This window comes from Uliginosibacterium sediminicola, assembly GCF_039631295.1.
Lineage (GTDB): Bacteria > Pseudomonadota > Gammaproteobacteria > Burkholderiales > Rhodocyclaceae > Viridibacterium > Viridibacterium sediminicola.
The window spans coordinates 86901-104732 of sequence record NZ_JBDIVE010000008.1; the positions used below are offsets into that span (position 1 = coordinate 86901).

General features: G+C 59.8%; 17 protein-coding genes and 1 tRNA gene. All 18 read left to right on the forward strand.

The window, feature by feature from the left end:
- The first annotated feature begins 17 nt into the window (after positions 1–17).
- The 18 genes from ABDB84_RS14375 (at position 18) to ABDB84_RS14460 (ending at position 17811) form a co-directional block, all read left to right on the forward strand.
- Positions 18–102 (forward strand) — tRNA-Leu (locus ABDB84_RS14375).
- Positions 103–170: 68 nt separating this feature from the next.
- Entirely contained in the window at positions 171–545 is a 375-nt protein-coding gene (ndhC, locus tag ABDB84_RS14380) for an NADH-quinone oxidoreductase subunit A (protein WP_345920557.1), read from the forward strand.
- A gap of 138 nt (positions 546–683) precedes the next feature.
- Positions 684–1160: a NuoB/complex I 20 kDa subunit family protein gene (locus ABDB84_RS14385; RefSeq protein WP_345920443.1), complete on the forward strand. Its 477-nt coding sequence runs from the start codon at positions 684–686 to the stop codon at positions 1158–1160.
- A 20-nt stretch (positions 1161–1180) separates the two neighbouring features.
- Complete coding sequence (locus ABDB84_RS14390) at positions 1181–1786, forward strand: NADH-quinone oxidoreductase subunit C (RefSeq protein WP_345920444.1); 606 nt, start codon at positions 1181–1183, stop codon at positions 1784–1786.
- The gene (locus ABDB84_RS14395) at positions 1779–3032 is read left to right on the forward strand and encodes an NADH-quinone oxidoreductase subunit D (RefSeq protein ID WP_345920445.1); all 1254 of its coding nucleotides are present in this window, start codon (positions 1779–1781) and stop codon (positions 3030–3032) included. The genes ABDB84_RS14390 and ABDB84_RS14395 overlap by 8 nt, the downstream gene beginning before the upstream one ends.
- Before the next feature lie 21 nt (positions 3033–3053).
- Positions 3054–3530, forward strand: coding sequence for an NADH-quinone oxidoreductase subunit NuoE (gene nuoE / locus ABDB84_RS14400; RefSeq protein ID WP_345920558.1), 477 nt, complete (start codon positions 3054–3056; stop codon positions 3528–3530).
- Positions 3527–4870: an NADH-quinone oxidoreductase subunit NuoF gene (gene nuoF, locus ABDB84_RS14405; RefSeq protein WP_428715099.1), complete on the forward strand. Its 1344-nt coding sequence runs from the start codon at positions 3527–3529 to the stop codon at positions 4868–4870. The genes nuoE and nuoF overlap by 4 nt, the downstream gene beginning before the upstream one ends.
- A 20-nt stretch (positions 4871–4890) precedes the next feature.
- A complete protein-coding gene (nuoG, locus tag ABDB84_RS14410; RefSeq protein WP_345920446.1) occupies positions 4891–7230 on the forward strand; it encodes an NADH-quinone oxidoreductase subunit NuoG in 2340 nt (779 codons plus the stop codon).
- Positions 7230–8312, forward strand: a complete 1083-nt coding sequence (nuoH, locus tag ABDB84_RS14415) for an NADH-quinone oxidoreductase subunit NuoH (protein WP_345920447.1) — start codon at positions 7230–7232, stop codon at positions 8310–8312. The genes nuoG and nuoH overlap by 1 nt, the downstream gene beginning before the upstream one ends.
- A 9-nt stretch (positions 8313–8321) precedes the next feature.
- The gene (gene nuoI, locus ABDB84_RS14420; RefSeq protein ID WP_345920448.1) at positions 8322–8810 is read left to right on the forward strand and encodes an NADH-quinone oxidoreductase subunit NuoI; all 489 of its coding nucleotides are present in this window, start codon (positions 8322–8324) and stop codon (positions 8808–8810) included.
- A 62-nt stretch (positions 8811–8872) separates the two neighbouring features.
- On the forward strand, positions 8873–9478 hold the full coding sequence (locus ABDB84_RS14425; protein ID WP_345920449.1) for an NADH-quinone oxidoreductase subunit J: 606 nt from the start codon (positions 8873–8875) through the stop codon (positions 9476–9478).
- 24 nt (positions 9479–9502) lie between these two features.
- The gene (gene nuoK / locus ABDB84_RS14430) at positions 9503–9808 is read left to right on the forward strand and encodes an NADH-quinone oxidoreductase subunit NuoK (RefSeq protein WP_345920450.1); all 306 of its coding nucleotides are present in this window, start codon (positions 9503–9505) and stop codon (positions 9806–9808) included.
- Positions 9809–9810: 2 nt separating this feature from the next.
- Positions 9811–11904 (forward strand): NADH-quinone oxidoreductase subunit L, encoded by a 2094-nt coding sequence (gene nuoL / locus ABDB84_RS14435; protein WP_345920451.1) that lies wholly within the window; start codon positions 9811–9813, stop codon positions 11902–11904.
- Between the two features lie 57 nt (positions 11905–11961).
- Positions 11962–13443: an NADH-quinone oxidoreductase subunit M gene (locus tag ABDB84_RS14440; RefSeq protein WP_345920452.1), complete on the forward strand. Its 1482-nt coding sequence runs from the start codon at positions 11962–11964 to the stop codon at positions 13441–13443.
- Positions 13444–13467: 24 nt separating this feature from the next.
- Positions 13468–15006 carry an NADH-quinone oxidoreductase subunit NuoN gene (gene nuoN / locus ABDB84_RS14445; protein WP_345920453.1) on the forward strand — a complete coding sequence of 513 codons (1539 nt, stop codon included), beginning with the start codon at positions 13468–13470 and terminating at the stop codon, positions 15004–15006.
- 5 nt (positions 15007–15011) lie between these two features.
- Positions 15012–15557, forward strand: a complete 546-nt coding sequence (locus ABDB84_RS14450) for an NUDIX domain-containing protein (RefSeq protein ID WP_345920454.1) — start codon at positions 15012–15014, stop codon at positions 15555–15557.
- A 150-nt stretch (positions 15558–15707) separates the two neighbouring features.
- Positions 15708–16109 (forward strand): bacteriohemerythrin, encoded by a 402-nt coding sequence (locus tag ABDB84_RS14455; RefSeq protein ID WP_345920455.1) that lies wholly within the window; start codon positions 15708–15710, stop codon positions 16107–16109.
- A 199-nt stretch (positions 16110–16308) separates the two neighbouring features.
- Positions 16309–17811, forward strand: coding sequence for a methyltransferase regulatory domain-containing protein (locus tag ABDB84_RS14460; protein WP_345920456.1), 1503 nt, complete (start codon positions 16309–16311; stop codon positions 17809–17811).
- Positions 17812–17832 lie beyond the last annotated feature (21 nt).

Consider the following 17832-nt stretch of genomic DNA (forward strand, 5'->3'; position numbering starts at 1 on the left):
CGCTCAGTTTTGAGCGTGCCGACGTGGTGAAATTGGTAGACACGCCATCTTGAGGGGGTGGTGGCGCAAGCCGTGTGAGTTCGAGTCTCACCGTCGGCACCATGGTTATCAAAACGCCCGCAATTGCGGGCGTTTTTCCAAAATCTGTCTATCTGGAGTGCGAGGGAAAAATGCTGGAAAACTACTTCCCGGTGTTGTTGTTCATAATCCTTGGGGTAGTGATCGGTGTTGTTCCCGTTGTACTCGGTTGGTTTGTCGCTCCGCATCGTCCTGATGCGGAAAAGAATTCTCCCTATGAGTGTGGCTTCGAGGCATTCGAAGATGCGCGGATGAAGTTTGATGTCCGTTACTACCTCATTGCCATTCTCTTCATCCTGTTCGACCTCGAAGTGGCCTTCTTGTTGCCCTGGGCGTCGATTCTCAAGGAAATCGCCGCGAGCAACTCGCTGCGACTCTTCGGTTTCATCGAAATGTTCGTTTTTCTTGCCGTGCTCGTAATTGGCTACGTGTATGTCTGGAAAAAAGGCGCGCTCGACTGGGAATGATCCATCTTCGCTGCAGGGTCTAGATCTGTGGCTTTGTGTTGATGGTTTTGTTTGTGCTGCATCCCGCGTGGGGTGTAGGCATTGAGTGCCTGATACGATATCGGGCTCTGGAACGCGACTTGAATTGAGGAAATCGCCGTGAGTATCGAAGGCGTCTTGCGCGAAGGTTTTGTCACAACCTCGCTGGATACGGTCATCAACTGGACGCGTACCGGTTCGCTGTGGCCGATGACTTTTGGTCTGGCGTGCTGTGCGGTCGAGATGATCCATGCTGGCTGTGCGCGCTACGATCTTGACCGCTTTGGCGTGGTGTTCCGCCCGAGTCCGCGGCAGTCCGACCTGATGATTGTCGCCGGCACGCTCTGCAACAAGATGGCGCCGGCTTTGCGCCGCGTCTATGACCAGATGGCTGAGCCGCGCTGGGTGATCTCCATGGGCTCCTGTGCCAATGGTGGCGGCTACTACCACTATTCCTACTCTGTTGTGCGCGGCTGTGATCGCATCGTGCCCGTTGACGTCTATGTGCCGGGCTGTCCGCCGACGGCCGAGGCGCTGCTCTACGGCATCGTGCAGCTGCAAAATAAAATCAAGCGCACCAACACCATCGCCCGCTAAGGACCCCAAGGACATATCTGATGAGTTCAAGGCTGGAAAATCTGCAGGCGGCGCTTGCCTCTGTGTTTGAATCGAAGGGTTTGACTTCGGTGCTGGATCGCCAGGAAGTCACCCTTGATGTGGCTGTCAATGACTACCTCGTCGTTGCCGAAACCTTGCGTGATCACGCTGAGCTGCGTTTCGAGCAGCTGATCGACCTCTGTGGTGTGGATTACTCCAGCTATGCCGCGCCGCGTAGCAGCTCCCTGCGCTATGCCGCTGTCTTGCATCTGTTGTCGGTGAGCAAGAACTGGCGTCTGCGCCTGCGTGTGCATGCTGCTGACGATGAATTCCCGGTTCTGCCCTCGGTGAACGGCATCTGGCCGGCCGCCAATTGGTTCGAACGCGAAGCTTTTGATTTCTACGGCATCATGTTTGAGGGCCATCCGGACCTGCGTCGCATCCTCACCGACTACGGTTTTGTCGGACATCCGTTCCGCAAGGATTTCCCGGTTTCCGGTTACATGGAAATGCGTTACGACCCCGAACAAGGTCGTGTCATCTATCAGCCTGTGACGATTGCGCCGCGTGAAGTGACGCCGCGCATCGTGCGTGAAGAAAGCTACGGAGACGTCGGCCATGGCTGAGATTCGCAACTACACGATCAATTTCGGCCCCCAGCATCCGTCTGCCCACGGTGTGCTGCGTCTGGTGCTTGAGCTCGACGGCGAAGTGGTGGAGCGTGCCGATCCGCACGTCGGTCTGCTGCATCGCGGGACGGAGAAGCTTGCCGAGACGCGCACCTGGATCCAGTCCGTGCCGTATATGGACCGTCTCGATTACGTCTCGATGATGTGTAACGAGCATGCGTACTGCATGGCCATCGAGAAGCTGTTGGGCATCGAAGTGCCGCTGCGTGCGCAATACATCCGTGTGATGTTTGACGAAATCACGCGTGTGCTCAATCACCTGCTCAACATCGGCACCCACGCGCTCGATATCGGCGCCATGACCATGGTGCTCTACACCTTCCGCGAGCGTGAAGACCTGATGGATGTGTACGAGGCCGTCTCCGGTGCACGTATGCATGCAGCGTACTACCGTCCGGGTGGTGTCTATCGCGATCTGCCCGACACGATGCCCAAGTACGAGGTGTCGAAGTTCAAGAATGCCGCCACGGTCAAGTCGCTCAATGCTGCACGTGAAGGCTCCTTGCTCGACTTCCTGGAAGACTTCACCAAGCGTTTTCCGACCTACCTCGACGAATATCACACCCTGCTGACCGATAACCGCATCTGGAAGCAGCGTACAGTTGATATCGGCGTCGTGACCCCCGAGCGTGCTCTGGCGCTGGGCTTTACCGGCCCGATGCTGCGTGGTTCCGGTATCGAGTGGGATCTGCGCAAGAAGCAGCCTTACGAGGTCTACGATCGTCTCGATTTCGATATTCCGGTGGGCGTCAACGGCGACTGTTATGACCGTTATCTGTGTCGCATGGAAGAGATGCGTCAAAGCAACCGCATCATCCAGCAGTGCATTGCCTGGTTGCGCGCCAATCCTGGTCCGGTGATTACCGGCAATCACAAGGTTGCCCCGCCGGCGCGCGAGAAGATGAAAGAAAACATGGAAGAGCTGATTCACCACTTCAAGCTCTTCACCGAAGGTATTCACGTGCCGCAAGGCGAGGCCTATGCCTCGGTCGAGCATCCCAAGGGTGAATTCGGCGTGTACGCCATTTCGGATGGGGCCAACAAGCCTTATCGCCTGAAGTTGCGCGCACCGGGCTTTGCGCACCTTGCCGCGATGGACGAAATGTCGCGCGGCCACATGATTGCAGACGTGGTTGCCATCATCGGTACGATGGACATTGTGTTCGGTGAAATCGACCGATAAGCGATAGACAAGAGAATGAGTATGCTCAGCGCAGAATCCCTGCAGAAGATCGACCGCGAAGTCGCCAAATATCCGGCTGACCAGAAGCAGTCTGCCGTCATGGCTGCCTTGCGTATTGCGCAGGTGGAAAAAGGCTGGCTGGCGAACGAGACGATTGCCTTCATTGCCGATTACCTCGGCATGCCGGCGATGGCCGTGCTCGAAGTGGCGACCTTCTACAACATGTACGACCTCAAGCCGGTCGGCGCCCACAAGATCACGGTCTGTACCAATCTGCCGTGCGCGCTCTCCGGTGGTGAGCAGGCGGCCGAGTACCTCATGGAGAAGCTGGGGATAGGTTTCAACGAAACGACGCCGGACGGCAAGTTCACGCTTAAGGAAGGCGAGTGCATGGGCGCCTGCGGTGATGCTCCGGTCATTCTGGAAAACAATCATCGGATGTGCTGCAAGATGGATCATGCGCGCATCGATGCGCTGCTGGCGGAGCTGGGCAAATGAGTGAGCTGGTGACTGAAACGCCAAGCCTGCCTTCGGGCTACGGCATCATTCTTGACGGGATTGCCGGTGAGTCGAGCTGGCGCCTGGCCGATTACGAAAAGCGTGGTGGCTATGACGCGCTCAAGAAGATCCTGAACAACAAGATTTCGCAAGACGAAATCATTGCCGAATTGAAGAAGTCGGCGCTGCGTGGTCGTGGCGGTGCGGGTTTTCCGACTGGTCTGAAGTGGAGCTTCATGCCGCGGGCGTTCCCGGGTGCGAAGTACGTGGTCTGCAACTCGGACGAAGGCGAGCCGGGTACCTTCAAGGACCGCGACATCCTGCGCTACAACCCGCACGCCCTGATCGAAGGCATGATCATCGCCGGCTACGCGATGGGTAGCGCAACGGGTTACAACTACATTCACGGCGAAATTTTCGAAGTCTACGAGCGCTTTGAAGAAGCGCTGGCCGAGGCGCGTGCCGCGGGTTTGCTGGGCCAGAATATTCTGGGTTCGGGCTTCAATTTCGAGCTGTATGCTCATCATGGTTATGGTGCGTATATCTGTGGCGAAGAAACTGCGCTGCTCGAATCGCTCGAAGGCAAGAAGGGACAGCCGCGCTTCAAGCCGCCGTTCCCGGCCAGCTTCGGTCTGTACGGCAAGCCGACAACGATCAACAACACCGAGACTTTCGCTTCGGTCCCCTTCATCATTCGCGAGGGTGGCGATAAGTTCCTGAGTCTCGGCAAGCCGAATAATGGCGGAACCAAGCTGTTCTCGGTGTCGGGTCATGTCAACAAACCCGGTAATTATGAGATTCCGCTCGGCACGCCGTTCTCGGTGCTGCTGGAGATGGCCGGCGGCATGCGCGGTGGGCGCAAGCTCAAAGCCGTGATTCCTGGTGGTTCATCTGCACCGGTGCTGCCCGCCAGCATCATGATGGACCTCACCATGGATTACGATGCGATCTCCAAGGCCGGCTCCATGCTCGGTTCGGGCGCTGTCATCGTGATGGATGAGTCGACCTGCATGGTCAAGGCGCTCGAACGCCTCGCTTACTTCTATCATGAAGAATCCTGCGGCCAGTGCACGCCTTGTCGTGAAGGCACCGGCTGGCTGTATCGCATCATCCATCGCATCGAGCATGGCTTGGGCCGCCAGGAAGATCTGGAAGTGCTCGACAGCGTGGCAGAGAACATCATGGGCCGCACGATCTGCGCGCTCGGCGACGCGGCAGCAATGCCGGTCAGAAGTTTCATCAAGCACTTCCGTGACGAATTCCAGTTCCACGTCGACAACAAGCGTTGCGTCGTGCCGACGGATGTACAGCGCGAAGGCAGCAAGATTTATGTGGGCTGATTTTATGTGGACTGACGCAGATGCTTGAGATCGAAATCGACGGCAACAAGCTTGAAGTGCCGGATGGCAGTACGGTGATGGACGCCGCCAACAGGATTGGCGCCTACATCCCGCATTTCTGCTATCACAAGAAGTTGTCGATTGCCGCCAACTGCCGCATGTGTCTGGTCGACGTCGAAAAGGCGCCCAAGGCGCTGCCGGCCTGTGCAACGCCGGTGACGCCGGGCATGAAGGTCACCACCCATTCTGAAAAGGCCGTCAAGGCACAGAAGGCGGTGATGGAGTTCCTGCTGGTCAACCATCCGCTGGACTGCCCGATCTGTGACCAGGGCGGTGAGTGCCAGCTGCAGGATCTGGCCGTCGGTTACGGCGGTTCGGCTTCGCGCTACAAGGAAGAGAAGCGCGTTGTCTTCAACAAGAACCTCGGCGCGCTGATCAACACCGACATGACGCGTTGCATCCACTGCACGCGCTGTGTGCGTTTCGGCCAGGAAATCTCCGGCATCATGGAGCTGGGCATGTCGGGTCGCGGCGAACACTCCGAGATCCAGGCTTTCGTCGATCGCACGGTCGATTCCGAGCTCTCCGGTAACGCCATTGACCTGTGCCCGGTGGGCGCGCTGACCTCGAAGCCTTTCCGCTTCTCGGCGCGGACCTGGGAACTGTCCCGTCGCAAGTCGGTGAGCCCGCATGATTCGCTGGGTGCCAATCTGATCGTGCAGACCAAGCATGAGAGCGTCATGCGTGTGCTGCCGCTCGAAAACGAAGCCATCAACGAATGCTGGCTGTCCGACAAGGATCGCTTCTCGTACGAAGGCCTCAATGCCGCAGACCGTCTGACCCAGCCGCGCATCAAGCATGGTGGTGAGTGGCACGATGTGGACTGGCAGACGGCGCTCGATTACGTTGCGCGTACGCTCAAGGACATCGTCGCCGAGCATGGCGCTGACCAGGTCGGTGCGCTGCTCTCGCCGCACAGCACGCTCGAAGAACTGTTCCTCGCGCAAAAGCTGGTGCGTGGTCTGGGCAGCGACAATGTTGACTTCCGCTTGCGTCAGAGCGATTTCTCGCTGGACGGCAAGCTGGCCGGCGCGCCCTGGCTCGGTCTGCCGATTGCAGACTTCAATACCCTCGACGCGGCGCTGCTGATCGGCAGTTTTGCGCGCAAGGATCATCCGCTGCTGACCCAGCGCCTGCGCCAGGCTGCACGTACCCACTGGGCCAAGATCAGCCGCCTGCATGTGGCACGCGAAGACTGGCTGCTGCCGATTGCGGCTGAAGCGATTGTCGCACCGGATGCGTTGGTGGCTGCGCTGGCCGCTGTGCTGGCCGCTGTGCTCAAGCAGCAAAATCTGACCGCGGGCGAGCCTTTCGCAGCCCTGCTGGCCGGTGTGACGATCAGCGCTGAGGCTGAGGCTGTCGCTGCTTCCTTGCTTCACGGCGAAAAACGGGCTGTGTTGCTTGGCAACTATGCCGTGCATCACCCCAACTACGCCTCGCTGCATGTGCTGGCGCAGGAAATTGCACGCCTTGCCGGCGCCAGCTTTGGCGTCATCGGCGAAGCGGCCAACTCGGTGGGCGGTTATCTGGCCGGTGCCGTACCGCAGCAGGGCGGCAATGCGCGCAGCATCATCGAACGCAAGCTACGTGCTTACATCGTGATGGGTGCTGAACCCGAGTTCGATACCGCTGACGGTGTGGCTGCACGTGCTGCGCTGGAATCTGCCGCTTCGGTGATCTATCTGGGCAGTTTCGTGGGCAGTGCCGCAGCGTACGCAGATGTGCTGTTGCCGATTGCACCTTTCACTGAAACCTCAGGCAGTTTCGTCAATACCGAAGGCAAGTTGCAATCCTTCAATGCAGTGGCCAAGCCGGTGGGCGAGACGCGTCCGGCCTGGAAGGTGCTGCGCGTTCTGGGCAATCTGCTGGGCCTGTCGGGCTTCGAGCAGACGAGTTCGGAGGCCGTGCGTGCCGAGGTCGAAGCGCTGGGTGATATCGCTTCGCGCCTGAACAATGCGGTCACTGGTGTGGTGCCGGTGCTGCCGGCTGCCGCAAGCGGTCTGCAACGTGTTGCGGATGTGCCGATCCACTTCGCCGATCCCTTGTCGCGCCGTGCGCCGGCACTGCAGAAGACACGCGATAGCGCGGCACCGATGGCACGTCTGGCGGCTAGCACGCTGAGTGCGCTGGGTGTGGAAGAGGGCGCTTTGCTCAAGCTGCGCAGCGCACAAGGCGAGGTGAGCCTCAAGGCCAAGCGCGATGACACGCTGGCCGCCGGCACGGTGCGGGTGGCTGCGGCCCATGCCAGCACGGTGGCGCTCGGCGCCCTGTTTGGCGAGCTGACTGTGGAGCGCGCGTGATGGAAGCCTTGTTGCTGAGCATTGTTCAATTCATCGCCGACACGGTTCATCTGCCGGCCAGTCTTGTGCCGACGATCTGGCCGCTGATCTGGAATGTGGTCAAGATCCTCGTCATCATTCTGCCGATCTTCGGCTGTGTGGCTTACCTGACGCTCGCCGAGCGCAAGGTGATCGGCTACATCCAGGTGCGTATCGGTCCTAACCGCGTCGGTCCGGCGGGTTTGTTGCAGCCGATTGCCGACGGCGTCAAGCTCCTGCTTAAAGAAGTGATGGTGCCTACACAGGCGAGCAAGGGGCTGTTCCTGCTGGCGCCGGTGCTGGCGCTGGCGCCGGCGCTGGCGGCCTGGGCTGTAGTGCCGTTCTCGGACACATTGCTGCTGGCCGACGTGAATGCTGGCATGTTGTATCTGATGGCCATTACCTCGTTTGGCGTGTATGGCGTGATCATTGCTGGTTGGGCGTCTAATTCGAAGTACGCTTTCCTCGGCGCGATGCGTTCTGCGGCGCAGATGGTGTCCTACGAACTGGCGATGGGGTTTGCGCTGGTCTGCGTGCTGATGGTGTCGGGCACGCTGAACATGTCGGATATCGTGGGCGGGCAGGGCAAGGGCTGGTTTGCCGCGCATGGACTGAGCTTTCTGTCCTGGAACTGGCTGCCACTGCTGCCGATGTTCCTGGTCTATCTGATCTCTGGCATTGCGGAAACCAATCGCGCGCCGTTTGACGTGGTGGAAGGCGAATCGGAAATCGTCGCCGGTCACATGGTCGAGTACTCGGGCATGGCCTTCGCACTGTTCTTCCTGGCCGAGTACGCCAACATGATCCTGGTGTCGGCGCTGACCAGTACCTTCTTCCTCGGCGGTTGGTTGTCGCCGGTGGGCTTCTTGCCGGATGGTTTCGGGTGGCTCGCACTCAAGACAGCGTTCATCCTGTTCCTGTTCTTGTGGTTCCGGGCGACTTTCCCGCGCTTCCGCTACGACCAGATCATGCGTCTGGGCTGGAAGGTGTTCATCCCCATGTCTATTGCATGGGTGCTGGTGCTGGGGATTTGGATCATGTCGCCGCTGTCGATCTGGAAGTAGGAAAAAGTTATGGGTGCAGTCAGCGAATTTTTTGGCAGCGTATTGTTGCGCGAGCTCGTCAAGGGTCTGGCCCTGACGGGGCGTCACCTGTTTGCGCGCAAGATCACCGTGCAGTTCCCGGAGGAGAAGACGCCGCAGAGCGCGCGTTTCCGTGGTCTGCATGCCTTGCGCCGCTATCCGAACGGTGAAGAGCGTTGCATTGCCTGCAAACTGTGTGAAGCGGTTTGTCCGGCAATGGCGATCACCATTGAGTCCGATCAGCGCGATGATGGTTCGCGTCGTACGACGCGTTATGACATTGATCTGACCAAATGCATCTTCTGCGGTTTCTGCGAAGAAGCTTGCCCGGTCGATGCAATTGTTGAAACGCGTGTCTTTGAGTACCACGGCGAGCAGCGCGGTGATCTTTACTACACCAAGCAGATGTTGCTGGCGGTCGGTGCGCGCTACGAAGAACAGATTGCCAAGGACCGGGCGCAGGACGCGCCGTTCCGTTAAGACATACTGAAGACATATAACCCGTCACATCACTGATACGGACTGCCGAAAGAACCGGCTACATGGAAATCTCGACTATCTTTTTTTACATCATGGCGACCGTGCTGGTGGCATCCGGCTTGCGGGTGATCACGTCGCGCAATCCCATTCACGCAGCCCTGTACCTCGTGCTCGCGTTCTTTACCTCGGGTGCGATCTGGATGCTGCTTCACGCAGAATTCCTTGCCATCGCCATCGTGCTGATCTATGTCGGCGCGGTGATGGTGTTGTTCCTGTTCGTGGTGATGATGCTCGATATCAATATCGACAGGCTGCGCGAGGGCTTCTGGCGCTATCTGCCGGTCGGCCTCATCGTCGCACTGGTGATGGTTGCCGAGATGGCCATGGTGCTCAATGGCGCCTACTTCCAGCTGCAACAGCTGCCTGCACCGGCTGCTCCGCCTGCTACGCACAGCAATACGCAGGATCTGGCGCGTGAGTTGTTCACCAACTACGCCTATCCCTTCGAGATTGCTTCGCTGATCTTGCTGGTAGCCATGATTGCTGCCGTGGCGCTGACCTATCGTCGCCGCCAGGGTAATAAATACACCAACCCAGCCGACCAAATTGCCGTCAAGGCAGCCGACCGCATGCGCATCGTTTCGATGCCGTCCGAGTCGCGCGACTGACCCGGAGCCGAACCAGGAACAAACATGCTGCCGCTCGCACACGTACTCATACTCGGCTCCTTGCTCTTCGCCATCAGCGTGGTGGGGATCTTCCTCAATCGCAAGAACCTGATCATCCTGCTGATGGCCATCGAATTGATGCTGTTGGCGGTGAACATGAACTTCGTCGCCTTCTCGTCCTATTTTCAGGATCCGGATGGCCAGATTTTCGTTTTCTTCATCCTGACCGTGGCGGCTGCTGAGTCGGCCATTGGTCTGGCGATCCTCGTGGTGCTGTTCCGCAACATGCGCTCGATTCACGTTGATGACCTGGACAGCCTCAAGGGCTAACGATGACGGCTATGCAGAATCTCTATCTCCTCGTACCGCTTGCTCCTCTGGCTGGCTCCCTTCTGGCCGGTCTGTTCGGGCGAGTCATTGGCCGCACCGCTTCGCATGTGGTGACCATTCTCGGCGTGCTGGTCGCGCTGATCGCCTCGATCATCATTTATCGCGACGTGCAGGCCGGGAACACCTTCAACGGTGCGCTCTATACCTGGGCGACCAGCGGTGGCATCAAGTTCGAGATTGGCTTCCTGATCGACAGCCTGACCGTGATGATGATGCTGGTGGTGACCTTCGTCTCGCTGATGGTGCACCTCTACACCGTCGGTTACATGTCGGAAGACCCCGGCTACCAGCGCTTCTTCAGCTACATCTCGCTGTTCACCTTCTCGATGCTGATGCTGGTGATGAGCAACAACTTCCTGCAGCTGTTCTTCGGCTGGGAAGCGGTGGGTCTGGTCTCTTACCTGCTGATCGGTTTCTGGTACACGCGTCCGACGGCGATCTACGCCAATATGAAGGCCTTTCTGGTCAATCGTGTGGGTGACTTCGGCTTCCTGCTTGGTATCGGCCTGATTGCTGCCTACGCAGGCACGCTCAATTACGCCGAGGTGTTTGCCAAGGCGCCGGAGCTCGTCAAGCTCAGCGTGCCGGCAACTGGCTGGCCGATGCTGACGGCGATCTGTATCTGCCTGTTCATCGGTGCGATGGGCAAGTCGGCGCAAGTGCCGTTGCACGTCTGGCTGCCGGATTCGATGGAAGGTCCGACGCCGATCTCGGCGCTGATCCACGCCGCCACCATGGTGACGGCCGGTATCTTCATGGTCACGCGCATGTCGCCGCTGTTCGAACTCTCGTCGACGGCGCTGTCCTTCGTGCTGGTGATCGGTGCGACCACCGCCTTGTTCATGGGCTTTCTGGGCATCATCCAGAACGACATCAAGCGCGTGGTGGCGTACTCGACCCTGTCGCAGCTTGGTTACATGACTGTTGCGCTGGGCGTCTCGGCCTATCCGGCCGCCGTTTTCCACCTGATGACGCACGCCTTCTTCAAGGCCTTGCTGTTCCTCGGTGCCGGTTCGGTGATCATGGGCATGCACCACGATCAGGACATCCGCAACATGGGCGGGCTGCGCAAGTACATGCCGATCACCTGGATCACCTCGCTGATCGGTTCGCTGGCGCTGATCGGCTTCCCCTTCCTGTCGGGTTTCTACTCGAAAGATTCGATCATTGAAGCGGTGGCGGAATCACATCGTTGGGGTGCCGACTACGCCTATTTCTGCGTGATCGCAGGCGTGTTTGTGACGGCTTTCTACTCGTTCCGCATGTACTTCCTGGTCTTCCATGGCGAAGAGCGCTTTGGCAAGGCACACGATGCACATGCCCATGACGATCATGCTCATGCCGATGATCACCATGCCGCCGCGGATGCCCACGACGATGCACATGGCGCCCATGATGACGCGCATGCCGACGAACACCATCACGGTCTGGCGCCGGGTCAGAAGCCGCATGAGTCGCCCTGGGTGGTAACCGTGCCGCTGGTTCTGCTGGCGATTCCTTCGGTGCTGATCGGTTTCTTCACCATCGAGCCGATGCTGTTCGGCGAATGGTTCAAGGGCGTTGTGACGATCGCCGAGCACAACGATGTGCTGGGTGAAATCGGCCACGAATTCCATGGTCCGGTAGCGATGGCCGTGCATGGCCTGACCAGTCTGCCGTTCGCACTGGCGATGGCGGGTGTGTTGCTGTCCTGGTTCTTCTACCTGAAGCGTCCGGATATCCCCGCCGCGATTGCCAAGCGTCTGAGCTTCGTCAATCGTGTGCTTGACAACAAGTATTACTTCGACCGCTTCAACGAGATCGTGTTCGCCGGTGGCGCGCGCGGCTTGGGGCAGTTCCTGTGGAAATTCGGCGATCAGACGGTGATCGATGGCGCCGTTGTCAATGGCTCGGCAGGTTTCGTCGGCTGGCTGGCACGCGTCTCACGTCTGTTGCAGACCGGTTATGTTTATCACTATGCGTTCTGGGTCATTTTCGGTGTGGTCATCCTGCTCGTCTGGGGCCCGTACCTGCGCACGGTGGGAGCCGGCTCCTGAGCTGTTTGAAGATATGAACTTGAATTCCACGCGACTACACATTAACGGAAACTGCAGATGACCGCTGTGCCTTACCTCAGTCTTTCCATCTGGATACCGATCCTCGGTGGCCTGCTCGTGCTGGCCACCGGTTCTGATCGCAATGCCCAGGTTGCGCGCGTCATCGCTCTGATCACGGCTATCGCTGGTCTGCTGGTGACGATTCCGCTCTACACACATTTCAATGTGGCGAGCGCGGCCATGCAGTTCCAGGAGAGCACGCCCTGGATTCCGTATATCCGCATCAATTACGCTCTGGGCGTGGATGGCATCTCGATGCCGTTCATCCTGCTCAACAGTTTCATCACCCTGATTGTGGTGGTCGCCGGCTGGGAAGTGATCCAGACCAAGGTGGCGCAGTACATGGCCGCCTTCCTGATCATGTCGGGCCTGCTCAACGGCATCTTCTCGGCGCTCGACGCCGTGCTGTTCTACGTGTTCTTCGAAGCTTCGCTGATCCCGCTGTACCTGATCATCGGTATCTGGGGCGGCGCCAACCGCGTCTATGCGGCGATCAAGTTCTTCCTCTACACGCTGCTCGGTTCGCTGGTGATGCTGGTGGCTTTCATCTACCTGTTCCTCAACTCGGGCGGCAGCTTCAACATCCAGGACTGGCATGCCCTGCGTCTGTCCCTGCCGGTGCAGCAATGGATCTTCTGGGCCTTCCTGCTGTCCTTCGCGGTCAAGGTGCCGATGTGGCCGGTGCACACCTGGTTGCCGGATGCCCACGTTGAAGCGCCGACCGGTGGCTCGGTGGTGCTCGCTGCAATCGCGCTGAAGCTCGGTGCTTACGGCTTCCTGCGGTTCTCGCTGCCCATCGTTCCGGACGCCAGCCAGTACTTCGCGCCGCTGATGATCACCCTGTCGCTGATCGCCGTCATCTACATCGGCTTTGTGGCGCTGGTGCAGACCGACATGAAGAAGCTCGTGGCGTATTCCTCGATCTCGCACATGGGCTTTGTGACCCTCGGTTTCTTCATGTTCAACGCGCTGGGTGTTGAAGGTGCGCTGGTGCAGATGATTTCGCACGGCTTTGTTTCGGGCGCGATGTTCCTCTGCATCGGTGTGCTCTACGATCGCATGCACAGCCGTCGCATTGCTGACTACGGTGGTGTGGTCAACACCATGCCCAAGTTCGCTGCGCTGTTCATGCTGTTCTCGATGGCCAATGCCGGTCTGCCGGCAACCAGCGGTTTCATCGGTGAATTCATGGTCGTGCTGGGCGCCGTCAAGTTCAATTTCTGGATCGGTTTTGCCGCTGCGACCACCCTCATCATGGGTGCCGCCTACACGCTCTGGATGTACAAGCGCGTGGTTTTCGGCGCGGTCGCCAATTCGCATGTCGCCGAACTCAAGGACATCAACCCGCGTGAATTCGCTTTCCTGGCCGTGCTGGCAATCTGCGTGCTTGCCATGGGGATCTACCCCATGCCCGTCACTGAAGTCATGCATGCTTCGGTCACCGAGCTGCTGCAACACGTTGCAGCCGGAAAACTCTAAGCCAGGCAAACACACAGGCACAAAATGGAATTCCAGATCCCCGACTTTTATCCCGCAAGCGCAGAGTTCTTCCTCGCCGGCGCGGCTATCCTGACCCTGCTGATCATCTCCTTCGTCAAGCAAGGGGCTGAATGCGTGGCTTACCGTCTGAGCCAGGCGGCGCTGTTGCTGACCGCCTTGCTGACGCTGGCGCCGATCCTCGCCAACATCGACTTCGGCCAGATGTTCGGCAGCAAGAGCTGGACCCTGGAAGGCCTGGGCTTCTCCTTCGGCCACATCGGTTTCACCTTCGGCCAGATGTTCATCAATGACGGCCTCGGTGTGGTCCTCAAGTTCTTCTCCTGCATCAGCGTTGCAGCGGGCCTGTTCTACGGTCGTCGTTACATCGCGGATCGTCGCATCGAGTCGCCCGAGTACTACCTGCTGGTGCTCTTCGCGACCCTCGGTGTGATGGTGCTGATCTCCGCCGGCAGCTTGCTGACGGTGTATCTGGGCCTGGAAATGCTGTCGCTGGCCTCTTACGCACTGGTGGCGATCAATCGCGACTCGATCCAGTCGACCGAAGCCGGCATGAAGTATTTCGTGCTCGGCGCACTGGCCTCCGGCCTGCTGCTCTACGGTATCTCGATGGTCTATGGCGCGACGCAGACCCTCAATATCGTCGATGTCGCCCGCGCGCTGTTCGAACAGCAAGCCAATAACACGGTGATGCTCTTCGGCATGGTCTTCGTGGTCGCCGGCATCGCCTTCAAGCTGGGTGTCGTACCTTTCCACATGTGGATTCCGGACGTCTATCAAGGCGCGCCGACCGCAGTCACCCTGCTGATCGCCACCGCGCCCAAGCTGGCTGCCTTCGCGATGGCGTTTCGCGTGCTGGCCGTGGGCTTCTGGGCCTTTGCCGATCAGTGGCAGAAGATGTTCATCTTCCTCGCCATCGGCTCCATCGTGCTGGGTAATCTGGCGGCCATCGCGCAGACCAATATCAAGCGCATGCTGGCCTATTCGGCAATCTCGCACATGGGCTTCGTGCTGCTGGGCCTGACTTCGGGCGTGGTCAATGGCGATCCCTACCTTGCAGACAATGCCTACGCCGCATCGCTGTTCTATGTGATCACCTATGTGCTGACCTCGCTGGCCGGCTTCGGCATCCTGCTGCTGCTCTCGCGTGCCGGTTTCGAGGCCGAGACGCTCGACGATCTCAAAGGCCTCAACAAGCGCAGCAGCTGGTGGGCGGCGATGATGGCGATCGTGATGTTCTCGATGGCCGGTATTCCGTTCTTCGTCGGCTTCTTCTCGAAGTTCCTGATCCTGCAGTTCGTGGTGGCGACCGACCACATCTGGCTGGCCGTGCTGGCTGTTCTGATGTCGCTGATCGGTGCCTTCTACTACCTGCGTATCGTCAAGCTGATGTTCTTCGATGAGCCGACCGACAATTCGCCGATCACCGCGGGTCTGGGTCTGCGCCTGACGCTGTCGTCGAACGTGTTGATCATCGCCTTGCTCGGTCTGTCGCCGAATCTGCTGATGACCTTCCTCAGCGTCGTCATGCACGGTTCGTTCTGAGCGGGATGAGCGAGACGCGCAATCTCGAAGAGCGCTGCCTGAGCAGCGAGCAGATCTTCGAAGGCGGCCTGCTCAAGGCCTGGCGTGACCGCATCGAGTTGCCGGACGGTTCGCAGTCGGTGCGCGAATACGTCCGCCATCCCGGAGCCAGCGTGGTGATCGCCGAGACGCAGCCGGGTGTGCTGCTGTTCGAGCGCCAGTTCCGCTACCCGGTCGGCCAGGTGTTCATCGAATTCCCGGCCGGCAAGCGCGACCAGGGCGAAGACTTCCTCGCCTGCGCCCAGCGCGAGCTGCGCGAAGAGACGGGCTACCGCGCCGAGTCCTGGCAGCATCTGGGTACCATGCATCCTTGCATCGGCTATTCGGATGAGCGTATCGACATCTTCCTGGCCCGTGAGCTGAGCTATGTCGGCCAGCATCTGGATCAGGGCGAGTTCCTCGAAATCTTCGAGATGTCGCTGGCAGAGGCCGAGCAAGCCGTGCTCGATGGCCGCATCACTGATGCCAAAACCGTCACCTGCCTGTTCTGGGCAGCTAAATACCTCGCTTAATCCGGGCGAAGCGTTTTGTTGACCTGGGGCGCCTGCGGGCGCCCTTTGTTTTTTCCGCATGCATCCTGATTGAGCCCTGTCAACGCTGAGCTACAGGTAAATGCTGATGATGATGCTGAAGCAAGACCATTCGCACAAGGAGCAGCCGCTATGGAAATCATCACCTGGACCGAAGATCTGCGCACCGGGCACACGGACATCGACCAAGATCACCGCGGCTTGTTCGAGCTGCTGGCACGTTTGCAACATGATGGCAGCACCGGCCTGATCAATCAGGAAACGCAAGCCATCGTCGATGCCCTGCGTGAATACACCGAAGCACATTTCTCGCGCGAAGAAGTCTTCATGCGCGAGATCGAGTACCCCGGCTACCCGGCCCACAAAGCCGCGCATGACCGTTTTGTCAGCGATGTCTGCGCGCTGCAGTCGCGCATCGCCCGTGGCGCCCAGACGCCGCAGCTGGATATCCACAATTTGCTCTGTGAGTGGCTGCGCAACCATGTGCTGGTGATGGACAAGGCACTCGCCGCAACCCTGGGTGCGACGGTCTGAACATCGCTGATTGACAGCGTGGCGTCCTGCTCGGGCGCCCCGGGTGTGCATCCATGAAAGCCGCCATGGCCAGCGCTTGCGCTGCCATCGCGGCTTTTTTGCGTCTGCTGGCCGGCCTGCGGGGCGGGGCGCTGCATCAAAGGCCTGCGAGCAGGCACAATCGCGGCTCACGTGTATTTCGCATCTGGAGAATCCCCGCATGAGCGACTGGACGGCCGGCTATGTAGCCGAATGCGGCTATACCTACGGCTATTACCCCGAACTCAATCCGCTGGCGACGCAGCTGGCGTTTGCCCATGCCGGTCTCCCGCTGCCCGTGGTGTCGACGGCCTGTGAGCTGGGCTTCGGCCAGGGCTTGAGCGTCAATATCCACGCCGCGGCGAGCGGCACGCGCTGGTTCGGCAATGATTTCATCCCCGCGCAGGCTGCTTTTGCGCAGCAGCTGGCGGCGATCTCGGGTGCGGCTGCGCAGCTCACGGATCAGAGCTTTGCCGATTTCACCCGGCGCAGCGATCTGCCGGACTTCGATTTCATCGCCATGCACGGCATCTGGAGCTGGGTCTCGGCCGAGAACCGCGCCATCATCATCGATTTCGTGCGCCGCAAGCTCAAGCCGGGCGGTGTGCTCTACATGAGTTACAACGCGCTGCCGGGCTGGTCGGCGTTTGCGCCGATGCGCCAGCTGATGAGCGAGCACGCACGCCGCGCCGCCGCTGCGGGCGATGGCATTGTCCAGCGCATCGACGCAGCAGTCGACTTCGCCGGCGCGCTGCTCGCCACTGATCCGCTGTACCTGCGTTCCAACCCGGCGGTGCTCAATCATTTTCGCCAGGTCGCCGGCCAGGCGCGGCCGTATCTGGCGCATGAGTATTTCAATCGCGACTGGGCGCCGATGTATTTTGCCGAAGTGGCCGATCTGCTGGCGCCGGCTGGCCTCAGCTTTGCCTGCTCGGCCAGCTATTTCGAACATATCGACGCGCTCAACATGACGGCCGAGCAGCAGGCTTTCCTGCTGCGCATCGAGGACGCACGGCTGCGCGAGAGCAGTCGCGACTACATGCTCAACCAGCGCTTCCGCCGCGATTACTGGATCAAGGGGGAAGCGCCGCCGCGCGAGCCCGGCTGGAGCGAGGCGCTGGCCCGGCAGCGGGTGATGCTGATCGTGCCGCGTGCGGAGGTGCCGCCACGCATCGTGGGCTCGCGGGGCGGTCTCGACATGGACCCGGCAGTGTATGGTCCGCTGCTCGACGCACTCGCCACCCAGCAGCCCTGTAGCCTGGGCGAGCTGGCCGAGCGCCTGCAGCCGCAGGGCGTCACGCGGGCGCAGCTGCTGCAGGCGCTGATCATTCTCTGCGGCATGCAGCAGATCGCCAGCGTGCAGGACGCAGTGCTGGCCGCCGCCGCCCGCCCGTGTTGCCAAGCGCTGAATGCCTGGCTCATCGAGCAGGCGACGCACAGCGAGGATCTTGGCCATCTGCTCAGCCCGCTCACCGGTGGCGGAATCGCCGTGTCGCGCCTGCATCAAGTCTTTCTGCAGGCTTTGCCTGCGACGGAATCGCCGGCTGATCTGGCAGGGCATGCGCGCCAGGTGCTCGGCGAAGCGCGGGACTTGGCTGGCGACCAAGATGAGCTGAGCGCCCGCGCCCGGATCTTTGTCGAGCGCCATCTGCCGGTGTTGCGCGCGCTGCAGGTCGTCCCTTAGCCAAAAGAAAAGGCCGCATGC

Excerpts from the sequence above, each read along its gene's own strand:
- ndhC (WP_345920557.1), top strand. The coding sequence starts at position 171 with ATGCTGGAAAACTACTTCCCGGTGTTGTTGTTCATAATCCTTGGGGTA.
- ABDB84_RS14390 (WP_345920444.1), top strand. The coding sequence starts at position 1,181 with ATGAGTTCAAGGCTGGAAAATCTGCAGGCGGCGCTTGCCTCTGTGTTT.
- ABDB84_RS14395 (WP_345920445.1), top strand. The coding sequence starts at position 1,779 with ATGGCTGAGATTCGCAACTACACGATCAATTTCGGCCCCCAGCATCCG.
- nuoE (WP_345920558.1), top strand. The coding sequence starts at position 3,054 with ATGCTCAGCGCAGAATCCCTGCAGAAGATCGACCGCGAAGTCGCCAAA.
- nuoF (WP_428715099.1), top strand. The coding sequence starts at position 3,527 with ATGAGTGAGCTGGTGACTGAAACGCCAAGCCTGCCTTCGGGCTACGGC.
- nuoG (WP_345920446.1), top strand. The coding sequence starts at position 4,891 with ATGCTTGAGATCGAAATCGACGGCAACAAGCTTGAAGTGCCGGATGGC.
- nuoH (WP_345920447.1), top strand. The coding sequence starts at position 7,230 with ATGGAAGCCTTGTTGCTGAGCATTGTTCAATTCATCGCCGACACGGTT.
- nuoI (WP_345920448.1), top strand. The coding sequence starts at position 8,322 with ATGGGTGCAGTCAGCGAATTTTTTGGCAGCGTATTGTTGCGCGAGCTC.
- ABDB84_RS14425 (WP_345920449.1), top strand. The coding sequence starts at position 8,873 with ATGGAAATCTCGACTATCTTTTTTTACATCATGGCGACCGTGCTGGTG.
- nuoK (WP_345920450.1), top strand. The coding sequence starts at position 9,503 with ATGCTGCCGCTCGCACACGTACTCATACTCGGCTCCTTGCTCTTCGCC.
- nuoL (WP_345920451.1), top strand. The coding sequence starts at position 9,811 with ATGACGGCTATGCAGAATCTCTATCTCCTCGTACCGCTTGCTCCTCTG.
- ABDB84_RS14440 (WP_345920452.1), top strand. The coding sequence starts at position 11,962 with ATGACCGCTGTGCCTTACCTCAGTCTTTCCATCTGGATACCGATCCTC.
- nuoN (WP_345920453.1), top strand. The coding sequence starts at position 13,468 with ATGGAATTCCAGATCCCCGACTTTTATCCCGCAAGCGCAGAGTTCTTC.
- ABDB84_RS14450 (WP_345920454.1), top strand. The coding sequence starts at position 15,012 with ATGAGCGAGACGCGCAATCTCGAAGAGCGCTGCCTGAGCAGCGAGCAG.
- ABDB84_RS14455 (WP_345920455.1), top strand. The coding sequence starts at position 15,708 with ATGGAAATCATCACCTGGACCGAAGATCTGCGCACCGGGCACACGGAC.
- ABDB84_RS14460 (WP_345920456.1), top strand. The coding sequence starts at position 16,309 with ATGAGCGACTGGACGGCCGGCTATGTAGCCGAATGCGGCTATACCTAC.